Genomic DNA, 12,483 nt, shown 5'->3' on the forward strand with positions numbered 1-12,483 from the left:
CCATCAACGCCAATGAAAGAAAGCTTTTTACTCAATCTTGGTGGCGACGAACCTCATGCACCTGTTCCCGCGCCAACTCCAGATGCAACCATCCCTGGAAGAGAACCACTCAAACACTTGCTGATTGGTTCTCCCCAGGTGGTGAAAAATGCAATTTATGGACTTTACGCTCTAGGTTATGCAGAGGTTGGGGCGTGGAGTCCTTTGTTACCAACTTCAAAGGTTGGTGAGGTGATGAGTATTTTGGTCAAGTACGTTGTGCTGCATTAGAAGATATAGCAGTTTGCGACTTAGTGGAATACAGCCCTTGGGGCTTCGTTTGTATAGCGGCAGCATTAATGCTGCCGCTATACAAACGAAGCCCGCCTACGCGGGCATTAACTGATGACAAAATAAAGTGTATTCTATCAAGTCGCAAACCGCTATCAGGAGAACAAGGGAAGGTCGCAAACTCTCTCCCTTGTCTGTTATTTTGAGGATGTATGCGACGACCATAATTGCGATCGCTCAATATCTTAGAAACCGGGTTTCTGCCTTTTTCATAGAAACCCGGTTTCTTTGGGTAAATGTCAATCCGCAAGATTACGGAAAATAGGTTTGATCGGCTGTATAGCTTAGTAGTGAGTCATGTTACAACTCACAGCGCAATAGCATTATGGCTCAAACCCTGCCTGACTCTTTATTAGAGCGTGCTGTCGAGCGGTACGAAAAAGCGATCGCCTCCCTAGAAACAGCCGCAGAAGATTTATCCGTCGAACACGTTCTCGACGTTTTGATTGCGCGCGACGCCGTTCAAGTGGCAATGAGCGACAAAACTCAGCATCATTCAGGACGTCTGATTAAAGCGGTCAAAGACTTAGATAACCGTTTAAAGGAACAAGCTAGATATATTAACCGAGTTACTAAATTAGCAGAATGGCAAGCTATTTTTAATCCTCCAGAAAAAGAATGGTGGTGGTTGCTTGACCCAATTACGCCGAAACCTTGGCGCGATCAGTTTGACTGGTTGTGGCGGTTTTTTTCCTTAGTTTTCCTAACGGCCTCCCTCAGTTTGGTCGTTGATATTTCAACGCGATTTTTAAGCGGAGGCCCCGATATCGCTGGCGCATTTGCGGTGATTATTCCTAGTATATTAACGCTGCTGGCGGGAGAAGGCGCACTCACAAAACGCGGACAAGAAGGAATTGAATATATTCTCACCAGCCTCAAATTAGAAAAGGCTTGGTGGGATGAAATTATCTGTCTGGCGGCTGGGTTACTTTTGTGGTTGTTATTTGTATTTTGGTCGCTCATTCCTTGGATTGCAGACAATTATTACGTGCCAACGGCGGCTCAAGCTGCCGAATATGGACGCCTTAATGTTGCGGAGGAGCATTATAACCGAGCGCTAAAATTGAATCCAGAGAATACAGAAATTTATTATAAACTGGGACAACTTTACGAAGAAGCGAAAGACTATAACAAAGCGATTGAAAATTATAAGACTTCCTGGAAAGGGAAAGCCCAAGCTGCCAGTGATATTGCTAGATTATATTTGCAACAGCAAAATTATCGGCAAGCCGACGATTGGTTGCAGACTGCTTTGGAACCTCAAATTATTTTATTAAGAAATAACAAAGCATTCACAATTACCAGAAGAGATTTTAAAACTTTAACAAGGTTCGGAATAATTGATGGTCAAAATTCTGAAAAATTAGATAAATTATCCGATTTGAGTCAGCAGCAATTTGAGGCGATTAAAGATAAAGCAACGCTGACGGATAAACAGTTCGACACCTTGAAAAATTTGGTATATTTTTACTTGAAAAATGGGAAAAATTTAGATAGCGATCGCTGGCTGTATGTCGCCTTACCTTTCACTAAAAATGACAAAAAGAAACAAGCAATAATTTTGGCATATCAAGGTTGGAGCCAATTAAAACAAGGACGCTATCCCGATGCAGAAACTCAACTGAGAAATGCTGTTTCTTTCGATAAGCAATTCGCAATAAGTCATTGTCTCTTGGCGCAAGTTCTAGAGAAACAAAAAAATCAAGCAGGTGCTAAAACCTCCTGGGAACAATGCGTCAAGTACGCCAGTCAGTATAATCCGGATGAAAACACTTGGATTAGCCTAGCACTGAAGAGCTTGGCAAGCGAAGGCAAGTCAAAATGAAACCGAATTTGTTGATTTTAATGGCTACAACTTTAACAATTGTAACTTTGAGTAACGGCGGGTTAGCGCAAAGACAATCAGCACCCCCATCAAACTCAACTCGCCAACCATTGGCACAAATCGTAGAAACGAGGGGAAGAGTGGAACTCAAGCGAGAGAGCAACTACCAAACAGCGAGAGTGGGCGATAATCTTTATATCGGGAATCTAGTGCGAGTTCCAAAAGGTTCGAGATTGGTGATTCGCTGTACGGCTAACTCCAGAACATGGACGATTCCTGATGATAATTTACCCAGAGGTGTAGCGAATTTTTGTTCGCCGCCGATGTAAATATCGAGCAAAGCTGGGCATTATTTACCCATTCTGAATTGCATTGCGAAATAATTTTAGAGCTTCTTTTTCTTCCGACATTTGCAAGCATTGTGCCAGCCAACCTAAATCTAATTCGGGCAAAATTTGAGAAGCAGTTACTTGTTCGTATCCCGATTCTTGCAAGCGGTAAACTGTAAAAACGCCGTCTGACCAAAACCAAACTTCTGGTACATCAAATCGGCGATAATAGTCTAATTTTTTTACAGTACCGCTGGTAAAAACGATCTCAATAACTAGATCTGGCGTTTGGCGTTGTCTGCGTTCTTCCCCAAAACGGTAAGATAGATCGGGTTCTTTACTGCTGCCTCTTTCTTCCGCTTGTAGGGTAGCACTTCCAGTGGGGGTAAAGCTGATGTCTTTCTCGACAAAAAACATTATCAAAAGTCCTGCAAGCAAACATTTGAACGTTTCGTGGTCGGTGGAAATGGTCATAATTTCTACTTCTCCATCGAGATAAGTCAATCGAATGGTACGGGTATAGTCAAATAATTCTTCTAGAGTCTTAAATTGCTCCCAGCTTAAGCGGATGGGAAAGACAAATTTTTGTTCGGGAATAGGGGTAAGTTGGAGTTGACTTGCTGCTGTCATTTTTTTGTCCTGTAAGTGAGGGCGTGATGCTATTACAGCAGATTGCAAGCTCGTCTAGGTACAGCCGGCTTTGTTTGTATAGCGGCAGTATTAATGCTGCCGCTATACAAACTCTCGGTGTACCTCATACGACTGCAATCCACTATATAATAAAGGTTTAAAGGCAGGCGGGACGCCTACCCCACAAGAAATTTTTTGTTTTGTGGAGTTTGTTCAACTAAGATTGCTGTAGAAAGTTACAGCAGTGTTTCCGTAAATTTTTTGCCGACAAATTTCTAATGATAAAATAGGATCGGGAAAACTGCGATCTGGGTCGTGTTCTACGGCAATTTCACCTGTGGAAGTGAGGAGTTGATATTGTGCGATTGCTTCCAACACCGGCTGATATAATTCGCTAGCATAAGGCGGATCGAAATAAATCCGATCGAATTGTTCACCTGCTAAACTTTTCAACTTCTGGATAACATCTCCGCGCAATAATTTAAAGCTTTGTTCTGGTTTAGCCACTTTTTGCCAGTTTTGTTGGATAATCCCACAAGCTTTACCCGATTGTTCAATTCCCACTACATAACTAGCGCCTCGACACAAAGCTTCTGCGCCCATTGAACCGCTACCGGCGCACAAATCTAACCAGCGACACCCTTCAATTGAGCCTTGCCAAATGTTAAATAACGCTTCCCGCACCCGTGCAAGAGTAGGTCGGGTAGCCTGACCTGGTAACGTTTTTAACTCGCGATTTCCGTAGATTCTAATGCTCATAGGTAATGGGTAATTGGTAATGGGTAATTGGTAATGGATTATTTCAATTACCCATTAGCCATTAGCAATTAGCAAATTTAAGTCAGTGCTGGTGTTTTCACCAATGCGACGAAATTAGACAAAATTTGCAGTCCGGCGGTGGAAGATTTTTCGGGGTGAAATTGAACTGCCATTAAATTATCGCGTGCGATCGCAGCTGTCACCGTTTGACTTCCATGAGTTACAGTCGCAGCGCGCACCCCCGCATCAATTGGATCGACATAATATGAATGAACAAAATAAACCCAAGGCGAAGCTTCTAAATTTTGCCACAGAGGTGCGTTTGGTTGGGTAAATTCTAACTGATTCCAGCCCATGTGGGGAATCGTTAGTCCGGGTTCAGATTTAAACCGCCGCACTTTACCGGGAATAATTCCCAGTCCGGGTTCTTTACCTTCTTCGCTGCTTTCAAATAGAATCTGTAAACCCAGACAAATGCCTAAGAAAGGTTTCCCGGATGCGATCGCATCTTTAATTGGTTGTTCTAGATGGCGCGATCGCAAGTGCTGCACTGCCGGATCGAACGACCCCACCCCAGGCAATACTACCGCATCTGCCCGTTCAATTTCAGCGGCAGAATCGGTTATTTTAGGAGTTGCACCTGCATTTTCCAACCCTTTGCAGGCCGAGTGCAAATTTCCCATGTCGTAGTCTACGACGGCGATAACTGGCATTCTTTTCTTTCCACCCCCAATTGGTGCAATCCAATTTTATCCTAAATTCCATGACTACAAAAATCCTCCTGACCTCATTCGACACCTGGTTGCCCCATCACAAGTCTAATTCTTCCGACGATTTATTAATAGAAATTGCCAAATTCAATTCCTTTAGTTATTCTTTAAATTTTTTAAGGCGTCTACCCGTTGACGTTAGTTTAGCCAGTCATCGCGTCCTTAACCACATTCAGGAATTACAACCCCATGGTATTATTTGCTGTGGAATGGCAGAAAAACGCAGGCAACTAACTGTAGAATCCAATGCCACTTTTGCAGCTTCTTCGATTAAGACATCCGTCAATCTTGAACGATTAGTTGCTGGTTTATCTGCAACCAATATTAGCCACAACGCTGGTAAATTTGTTTGCGAAGGACTTTATTATTATGTTTTAAAACATTTGCGCGATCGCTCCCTGACCGTTCCTTGCATTTTCCTCCACGTTCCCCTACTTACCCATGACAATTCCCCTAAAATCATTGCCGATTTTGCCTTAATTATCCAAAGGTTACTTCCTTAATCTCTAACTTCTTTCCTCTGCGTCCTCTGCGTCTTTTGCGGTTCAACTTATTTAAACCCCTTTCCTGCCTTTTTTTGCCCCTTACCCTTAGACTTAGATTTATTCACCTCTGCCACAGCTTCTTCAAACAAGTTGTGTAAATGCATTGGCACGCTGGCAATTTCTGGTAACTCCGGTTCTAGCGGTTTATTATATTCCTCAAGCAGCGCATCTAGATCGTTTTCTATATTAAAATTCGGGCGGTTTAACACAGCTTGCAATACCTTTTCCAACTGACTTGGATACTCTGCGGCTAACCCATGCCAGACAAAAGCATTAATTGCCGCATCTTCTAGATAGTTGCGAACAAGCTTATCTGCATTAGGAACGCTCTGCCAATCTTCTGCTTCCAGCATTTCTTTGAATTTAGTATAAGTTGGCAGCAACATTTGTCCCCAGCGAGGATGAGTTAATACAGTCACCTGTTCGGCTTTTTTCAGGTTTTCAGGTAATTCAACTTTGGGCATCACCATTTTATTTTTACCCTTGCCATCAAACATCTGGGAAATTTCTTTTGAATCTGCACCCGCTTCTTTGGCAGCGGCTTTAATCTCCTCTTCTGAAATTCCTGCTTCTGCGGCTATTTCTTCCAATGATTTAGAATCATCGATGCCTGCTGCTGCCAATCGTTTTTTAGTCGTTAATTCTTGAAATTCGGCAAATTTCTTGTTTAACTGATATCCAGGCATGGTAATTTGGTCGCTGCCGAAGAAGTCAACAAATTCCTGGTGATATCGCTCAACCGAATGCCAAGCTTCTTCTAGTAAATCTGGGGCATCGCTGTAAAGATAAGACTTGTAGTTATCCTTAAAATTACCAATAGCTACGGCTAATTTCGGCTTGCCTAAATTGCCCATTGGTTGGCAAGGGCCGGAAAACATCCAATAATTATCTGTAACGGGGGCAATGCGGGTGAGTAAAATTTCGCCCAACTTAAAGTTAGCCATTTCCTGTAAAGTTTTGGGGTCGTTGGGTTTAACAATATAATGTTTGTCCGTAAGCCAGTTCCTAAGCTCAAAGCCATCTGGTAAAATTTGGGTAACGGCAAATAAGCCGATAAAACTGCGTTGCCAGTTTTGGATGAGAGTGCGATCGCTCTCTCCTAACTCCGCCTGACTCTCCAAAAATAAATCCAACGGCTTCTTATCCCCAACTTTTCCTTCAGTCAGGAACATATCCAACATCAAGTTTTTCTCGAAGGCGGCGTCGTAGCGACTATCTTTGGAACGCGATCGCGTGGCAAAATAAGTCTCAAGTGCTACTGCTAACTCGTCCTCCGCGTCAAGTACGAATTCGATTAAGTTTTGTTTCAATTCGCGCGATCGCTCTAAAATAGCATCCACAGTGCAACCTCTAAAGACCCCTTATTTACCCTGACCCCAACAGCAAAATTTGAAATCCCCTCCAGGGTAGATCTATAAGATCTAGCCGTTTGCCAAACTTATAGCTAAATTAGAAACAGGCGTAGGTTGGGTTTCTTTCCTCAACCCAACCATACCCAAGCATCACAAAGAGTTAGGTTTCACCTTGTTTACCCAAACCTACAAAATGCATAACTTCCACCAACCCAGAAATACTTATAAATAGATGATAGGTTAACCAATTACCCATTACCCAATCGAAAAATGTTGCAAGGGTTACAAGTTTTACAGGGACGCTACCAACTCCAAGAACAATTGGGGCGAAACGCTGGCCGTCAAACATGGTTAGCAGCGGACATCAAGACATCACCCGCCGAGTCTGTAATCGTCAAATTGCTAGCATTTAGCCCCCAAATGCAATGGGAAGATTTTAAATTATTCGAGCGCGAAGCGCAAGTCCTCAAAAACCTCAACCATCCCAGAATTCCCCGCTATCGCGATTATTTTTCCCTCGATAAACAGACAGGTAGCGGGTTGTGTTGGTTCGCCCTAGTACAAGATTACATCCCCGGTTCATCCTTGCAACAACTGATAGACGAAGGCGAACGATTTAGCGAATCACAAGTGCGTCAAATTGCTACAGATATTTTGAATATTTTAATTTACCTCCACGAGTTGAGTCCGCCAGTTTTACACCGCGATATCAAACCCAGCAATCTAATTTTAGGAGAAGAAGGAGAAGTTTATTTAGTAGATTTTGGTGCAGTTCAAAACCAAGCTGCTGCCGAAGGAGTTACCTTTACAGTAGTAGGAACCACAGGTTATGCCCCATTAGAACAATTTTGGGGAAAAGCAGTTCCCGCATCCGACCTTTATGCTTTGGGTGCTAGTTTAATTCATTTATTAACTGGCGTCGCAACCGGAAATTTACCTCAGAATAATTTACGCATTCAATTTAGAGACAAGGTTAGTATCAATCCTAATTTTGTTCGTTGGATTGAAGCACTTACAGCACCAGATTTAGAACAAAGATATACCACGGCAGGTCAAGCATTAGAAGACTTAAAAGCCAATCGTTACCTTAATGCCACCCTGCAAAAAATTCGTCCGCCAGCAGGTAGCAAAATCAAAGTTTGGAAATCTCCAACCCAGTTAAAAATTGAAATACCAGGACGAGGAATCAAAATTTTTATCGATATCATCGCCTTAGCAGGTAAATTACTTTTAGGCGGCGCAGCTATAGCCAGTCAGTTATCTTTAGTTTTTTTGATACTTTTCCTGTTTTTTGGCGCTATTTCGGCGCTATACGGGATTTTTTCTCCATTAGGTATCATTGCATTAGTTTTATTAATTATGCTACTCTTGCCCCTAGCGCTTGGAGTTCGATTATCGAAGGCTCTAAGTCAGGAATTAATTAAACTTACCGCTAGCTTAAAGCTGCCACGCTTTGCTGCGGGTCAATCTTATATTTTTATCGATAGAGACTACTTCATTATTGAGAAAACCTTGTTAGGATGGTGCTATCTTCGCCAACGGGGGGAAACTTCAAAAATCAAAAATATTAAACTAATTTCCGAGCAAGGAGTGACTATTTATACTAAAAAAGCTCATTATTCATTAGGACACCCCTTAAATGAATTTGAATGCTATTGGTTATGTCAACAACTTCGAGATTGGTTGAAGTCATCATAAACTAAAATCAAAACTATGCAGGCACAACAAGTTTTACAAGGACGCTATCAACTCCAAGAACAACTGGGACAAAATGCATGCCGTCAAACCTGGATCGCCGAAGATTTAGAAACCAAAATCAGACAAAAGGTAATTGTAAAAATGCTGGCTTTTAGCCCTCAAATGCAGTGGGAAGAGTTGAAATTATTTGAACGGGAAGCGCAAGTACTCAAACATTTAAACCATCCTAAAATTCCGCGATATCGCGATTATTTTTCCATTGATGACGGGGAAGGATCCGGGTTACCCTGGTTTGGTTTAGTGCAAGATTATATCCCCGGTTCATCCCTAGGCCAGATGCTAGATGCGGGTAAGCGTTTTACGGAAGATCAAGCTAAACAAATTGCCACCCAAGTCCTAAAAATTCTGATTTATTTACACGAATTAAGTCCCCCTGTACTGCACCGCGATATCAAACCCAGCAATTTGATTATGGGAGAAGATGGGCAAGTTTATTTAGTAGATTTTGGCGCAGTACAAGACCGAGCAAAAGCACAAGGAGTTACATTTACTGTAGTAGGAACTAGCGGTTATGCACCGCCAGAACAACTCTGGGGAAAAGCCGTACCCGTTTCAGATTTGTATGCATTGGGTGCAACTTTGATTCATTTATTAACAGGTACTGCACCCGCCGACCTACCTCAGCATCAGATGCGGCTAGAATTTAGAGATAAAGTTAATCTAAATCCTGGTTTCGCTAACTGGATCGAACAGTTAACAGAACCCGCTCCAGAAAAGCGCTTTGCATCGGCAAAAGAAGCACTGCGGGAATTGCAAGCACCTAGGCATTTTTCTGGTAAAATTAATCAATCGGCTGAGGATTCTGTTAACTATGGAAGGCTGATACTTTTATCTTTATGTGCAACCATTTTGAGCGGTTGTGTTGTTTTTGTACCGCTGTTGATATTGTTACCTAATTTGTTGAGCGGTACCAATAATAAAACTAAACAAACTGAAGCAAAACAATATGTTTCATCTATGAACAGATCGCAGCAAGCATACCATCTAGAATACGGTAAATTTGTCACTAGCGACAATAGAAAGGGATGGGATAAACTGGGGATTGGGATTACAACCAAGACTAGCAACTATATATACTCATTTCACGGGAGAGACAAAGCTGTATTTAACTATGCAATATCCAAGGATGATAATCTTAAGAGCTATGTTGGAGGAGTATTTGTAGTTTCTGATGTTAAGGGTAAATTGACTACACAGGCAATTGTTTGTGAAAGTAATTTCACCATGCCAATTAACCTGAACGAACCAACTTATCAAAATGGTGCGATCGCTTGCGGAACGGGTACAAAAAATATAGCAAAATACTAAAGGAATTCTGAAAAAATGCTGCAAGAAGAAAAAGTCTTACAGGGACGCTATCAAATCAAACAAAAATTAGGCCAAAATGCTGGACGGCAAACCTGGCTAGCTGAAGATTTACAAAGTGAAAACCGCGAGAAAGTCATTGTAAAACTGCTAGCATTTGGTGGGGAAGTACAGTGGGATGACCTCAAATTATTTGAACGGGAATCACAGGTTCTTAAACAACTTAACCACGAGCGAATACCTAAATATCGGGATTACTTCTCGGTTGATGACCGCACGCTTTGGTTTGGGTTAGTGCAAGAATATATACCTGGACATTCGCTGAAGGAATTGCTGGCTGAAGGTAAACATTTCACCGAACAGGATGTCCGCAAAATTGCTAAAGAGGTTCTGACTATCCTAATTTATTTGCACGAGCTTAATCCACCGCTGTTGCATCGCGATATCAAGCCAGGTAATTTAATTTGGGGTGAAGATAATCGAATTTATTTAGTTGATTTTGGGGCGGTGCAAGATCGCGCGGTGAAAGAGGGTGTCACGTTTACCGTAGTGGGAACTTATGGTTATGCACCGATGGAACAATTTGGCGGTCGCTCCGTTCCAGCATCGGATTTATATGCACTGGGAGCAACTTTAATTCATTTAATAACGGGGATTGCACCAGCAGATTTACCCCAGGAAGATTTAAAGATTGAATTTCGCGATCGCACCAACGCCAGCCCCGGTTTAGTAAAGTGGATTGGGACCCTCGCAGAACCATCTTTAAAACGACGTTTTAGCACTGCTAAACAAGCCTTGGAAGCGCTTCATACTGGCAAAAATATCAAAAATTTAACCGTTATTCAGCCGTTAAACCACTCGGTAACGGTAAATAATTCTGGGTGCGGTAATTTATTTGATGAGTCGATAGCCATCCCCGATGAAATTAAAGGCTGGAATTGGGGAGCATTTTTAATGCCTTGGTTGTGGCCTTTTACTAATAAAGTGTGGATTGGACTTTTATGTTTGATGCCCTATGTAGGTTGGATTATGGGATTTGTACTTGGTGCTAAAGGCAACGAATGGGCTTGGAAAAGTAGAAAGTGGCGCAGTATTGAACAGTTTAAAGCCCATCAAAGAGGTTGGGCGATCGCAGGACTGTTTATTGGCATCCCGACGGCTTGGATCTATATAGCAATCATCACATTTATGCTCCTGGATTAAACCTTAAGTCAATAGAGCATTTTCCTCTTTCGCTGTCCCTCGAATAGCAGCATTTATTAAAGCCAATAATGCCCCAGTTTGCTCTTGTCCATTAGTCGCCATCTCGCTATGACATAAGTAAATTTTCTCTCCCGCACGCCCCAATAAATCTCGTAAAATTCGCCGCAATCGTTCTTCATCTCCTATCAAAGCGTCTTCTTCCGTCCAGAAGCGTTCTACCCTATTTTGCAGAAATAAAGGCGCGCCAAACAGTGTCCCTACCCCGCCACTCTCCCAAAGGGGAGAACCCGCATCAAGCCAAAATTGCCACTTGTGGAACCTTTTACTAACTCAAGTTGCTAGTTACTCGAAAAGAGCCGACAAGAGCAAACAAGACAAATAGAAGCGCAGCAGACTGACTTCTGCCCCCTCTTGTCGGGGAGATCCTACCCAAAAAGATCATCCAGGAGCTAAAGTTCTCAGGATGCAAACGCTAGTTCAATGAGATAAATTTTATACCTATGCCTTTTGGAACGTAAAAGCCAAAATAAAAGTCGTAACTTTCAGTAAAAAACCAGAGAAAGTGACTGCCTGGATGGATTTAGGAAATTTTGGTCAATCAGCTCTCCCAGGCTAGCTGCCTCGTCAAAAACTTAAGTAAGCTTAGTCATTAAAGTTACAAAATAAAAAAAATACTTAGATAGCCGCTGGCGACAGTCTTGGCTGCCCAACCCAAGTTAAGGGAAAGCAGAAGCGGGCAAGAGAAGTTAAAACCCAAGTCCTAACCTTATTTGCCCCCTTCTGCTTTCGCTTGCGATCGCTAGCAACTTGAGTTAGTACCTAGCCGAGTTGGAGAACGTTTGTACTGCTATCTGGCTGAAACCGGCTCCCAGAGCCAAACATACACAATAGGCTGCTCGCCTCAAAAAAATTTTTCCAGTTCGTACACAAAAACCGAATAAATCTGTTATGCTTGGAAAGCGTCAAAAAAACGGGAGTCGCTCCTGGGTTCTACGGGCGCACCGAACCATGACAATAAAATAGTTTGAAAGCCAGACAAGCACTAGCTGTTAAACTGTTGGTTGCATATTATGGTCAGGGCTTTAGCGATCGCCAATAGAGAAGATCTCCGTCAAGGAAAGTACGGGTTTACCGAAAGCGATCGCCGCTCTAAACCTGTTAGATTAGAAGCGTGGAAAAATTAGGTTTTGACACGCTGAACCTAGACTAAACCAATAGTTTGAAAGCCAAGGTGAATAGCTTTTAAGCCATTGGCTTTTTGTAACAGGTAAACCATAAGCAATAGTAAAAAGGTGCAAAATCAAAAAAAATAAATGTGGTTTTACCCTTGACGATTCACTGGAAACCTGTTAGATTAAAGAAGCGTCGGAAAAAAACAAAGCCAGACGCAACGAACCTAGAAAAGCCAATAGTTTGAAAGCCAAAAAAAGCAAGACAATTCAATTAAAAAAGAATGATGAGTTTTGGGGGGAACCTCAAAACAAAATCAAACAATAAGAATCCAAAACTAAAAAGTTTTGGGAGCTACAAACTCTTAATTAATTTATAATGGAGAGTTTGATCCTGGCTCAGGATGAACGCTGGCGGTCTGCTTAACACATGCAAGTCGAACGGGGTAGAAATACCAAGTGGCGGACGGGTGAGTAACACGTGAGAATCTAGCTTCAGGTTCGGGAC

The 12,483-nt window shown here is 42.3% G+C and carries 13 protein-coding genes and 1 rRNA gene; 9 read left to right on the plus strand and 5 right to left on the minus strand.

Annotated elements, in window-relative coordinates; all coding sequences use genetic code 11:
- Positions 1 to 12 precede the first annotated feature (12 nt).
- From MiSe_RS30685 to MiSe_RS30700, 4 genes are all read left to right on the plus strand, one after another.
- Positions 13 to 270, plus strand: coding sequence for a hypothetical protein (locus MiSe_RS30685; protein WP_226587395.1), 258 nt, complete (start codon positions 13 to 15; stop codon positions 268 to 270).
- A 127-nt stretch (positions 271 to 397) separates the two neighbouring features.
- A complete protein-coding gene (locus MiSe_RS30690; RefSeq protein ID WP_226587396.1) occupies positions 398 to 595 on the plus strand; it encodes a hypothetical protein in 198 nt (65 codons plus the stop codon).
- A gap of 60 nt (positions 596 to 655) precedes the next feature.
- Positions 656 to 2,155: a tetratricopeptide repeat protein gene (locus MiSe_RS30695; RefSeq protein ID WP_226587397.1), complete on the plus strand. Its 1,500-nt coding sequence runs from the start codon at positions 656 to 658 to the stop codon at positions 2,153 to 2,155.
- Positions 2,152 to 2,484 carry a hypothetical protein gene (locus MiSe_RS30700; RefSeq protein ID WP_226587398.1) on the plus strand — a complete coding sequence of 111 codons (333 nt, stop codon included), beginning with the start codon at positions 2,152 to 2,154 and terminating at the stop codon, positions 2,482 to 2,484. The genes MiSe_RS30695 and MiSe_RS30700 overlap by 4 nt, the downstream gene beginning before the upstream one ends.
- A 24-nt stretch (positions 2,485 to 2,508) precedes the next feature.
- Here the strand turns inward: MiSe_RS30700 and MiSe_RS30705 are convergent, their stop codons facing one another.
- The 3 genes from MiSe_RS30705 to hisH form a co-directional block, all read right to left on the minus strand.
- Positions 2,509 to 3,114, minus strand: coding sequence for a Uma2 family endonuclease (locus MiSe_RS30705; protein WP_226587399.1), 606 nt, complete (start codon positions 3,112 to 3,114; stop codon positions 2,509 to 2,511).
- A gap of 213 nt (positions 3,115 to 3,327) precedes the next feature.
- Complete coding sequence (rsmD, locus tag MiSe_RS30710) at positions 3,328 to 3,873, minus strand: 16S rRNA (guanine(966)-N(2))-methyltransferase RsmD (protein ID WP_226587400.1); 546 nt, start codon at positions 3,871 to 3,873, stop codon at positions 3,328 to 3,330.
- A gap of 77 nt (positions 3,874 to 3,950) precedes the next feature.
- Positions 3,951 to 4,586, minus strand: coding sequence for an imidazole glycerol phosphate synthase subunit HisH (gene hisH, locus MiSe_RS30715; RefSeq protein WP_226587401.1), 636 nt, complete (start codon positions 4,584 to 4,586; stop codon positions 3,951 to 3,953).
- A 50-nt stretch (positions 4,587 to 4,636) separates the two neighbouring features.
- Here hisH and MiSe_RS30720 point away from each other — a divergent pair, with 50 nt between their 5' ends.
- Positions 4,637 to 5,146: a pyroglutamyl-peptidase I family protein gene (locus tag MiSe_RS30720; protein ID WP_226587402.1), complete on the plus strand. Its 510-nt coding sequence runs from the start codon at positions 4,637 to 4,639 to the stop codon at positions 5,144 to 5,146.
- 47 nt (positions 5,147 to 5,193) lie between these two features.
- Here the strand turns inward: MiSe_RS30720 and MiSe_RS30725 are convergent, their stop codons facing one another.
- On the minus strand, positions 5,194 to 6,528 hold the full coding sequence (locus MiSe_RS30725) for a hypothetical protein (protein ID WP_226587403.1): 1,335 nt from the start codon (positions 6,526 to 6,528) through the stop codon (positions 5,194 to 5,196).
- A gap of 282 nt (positions 6,529 to 6,810) precedes the next feature.
- Between MiSe_RS30725 and MiSe_RS30730 the strand changes: the two genes are divergently transcribed.
- From MiSe_RS30730 to MiSe_RS30740, 3 genes are read left to right on the plus strand one after another with little or no spacing between them, the layout of a single operon-like run.
- The gene (locus tag MiSe_RS30730) at positions 6,811 to 8,238 is read left to right on the plus strand and encodes a serine/threonine protein kinase (RefSeq protein WP_226587404.1); all 1,428 of its coding nucleotides are present in this window, start codon (positions 6,811 to 6,813) and stop codon (positions 8,236 to 8,238) included.
- A 15-nt stretch (positions 8,239 to 8,253) separates the two neighbouring features.
- On the plus strand, positions 8,254 to 9,606 hold the full coding sequence (locus MiSe_RS30735) for a protein kinase domain-containing protein (RefSeq protein WP_226587405.1): 1,353 nt from the start codon (positions 8,254 to 8,256) through the stop codon (positions 9,604 to 9,606).
- A gap of 15 nt (positions 9,607 to 9,621) precedes the next feature.
- Positions 9,622 to 10,806, plus strand: a complete 1,185-nt coding sequence (locus MiSe_RS30740) for a serine/threonine protein kinase (RefSeq protein WP_226587406.1) — start codon at positions 9,622 to 9,624, stop codon at positions 10,804 to 10,806.
- Between the two features lie 3 nt (positions 10,807 to 10,809).
- Here MiSe_RS30740 and MiSe_RS30745 read toward each other — a convergent pair whose 3' ends face one another.
- Entirely contained in the window at positions 10,810 to 10,995 is a 186-nt protein-coding gene (locus tag MiSe_RS30745; protein WP_226587407.1) for a hypothetical protein, read from the minus strand.
- A gap of 1,356 nt (positions 10,996 to 12,351) precedes the next feature.
- Here MiSe_RS30745 and MiSe_RS30750 point away from each other — a divergent pair.
- Positions 12,352 to 12,483, plus strand: a 16S ribosomal RNA gene (locus MiSe_RS30750); the annotation flags it as partial.

Source organism: Microseira wollei NIES-4236 (assembly GCF_020521235.1).
In the GTDB taxonomy this organism is placed as follows: domain Bacteria; phylum Cyanobacteriota; class Cyanobacteriia; order Cyanobacteriales; family Aerosakkonemataceae; genus Microseira; species Microseira wollei.

Coding starts and splice junctions, on each gene's coding strand:
- MiSe_RS30685 (WP_226587395.1), top strand. CDS start 13: ATGAAAGAAAGCTTTTTACTCAATCTTGGTGGCGACGAACCTCATGCA.
- MiSe_RS30695 (WP_226587397.1), top strand. CDS start 656: ATGGCTCAAACCCTGCCTGACTCTTTATTAGAGCGTGCTGTCGAGCGG.
- MiSe_RS30700 (WP_226587398.1), top strand. CDS start 2,152: ATGAAACCGAATTTGTTGATTTTAATGGCTACAACTTTAACAATTGTA.
- MiSe_RS30705 (WP_226587399.1), bottom strand. CDS start 3,114: ATGACAGCAGCAAGTCAACTCCAACTTACCCCTATTCCCGAACAAAAA.
- rsmD (WP_226587400.1), bottom strand. CDS start 3,873: ATGAGCATTAGAATCTACGGAAATCGCGAGTTAAAAACGTTACCAGGT.
- hisH (WP_226587401.1), bottom strand. CDS start 4,586: ATGCCAGTTATCGCCGTCGTAGACTACGACATGGGAAATTTGCACTCG.
- MiSe_RS30720 (WP_226587402.1), top strand. CDS start 4,637: ATGACTACAAAAATCCTCCTGACCTCATTCGACACCTGGTTGCCCCAT.
- MiSe_RS30730 (WP_226587404.1), top strand. CDS start 6,811: ATGTTGCAAGGGTTACAAGTTTTACAGGGACGCTACCAACTCCAAGAA.
- MiSe_RS30735 (WP_226587405.1), top strand. CDS start 8,254: ATGCAGGCACAACAAGTTTTACAAGGACGCTATCAACTCCAAGAACAA.
- MiSe_RS30740 (WP_226587406.1), top strand. CDS start 9,622: ATGCTGCAAGAAGAAAAAGTCTTACAGGGACGCTATCAAATCAAACAA.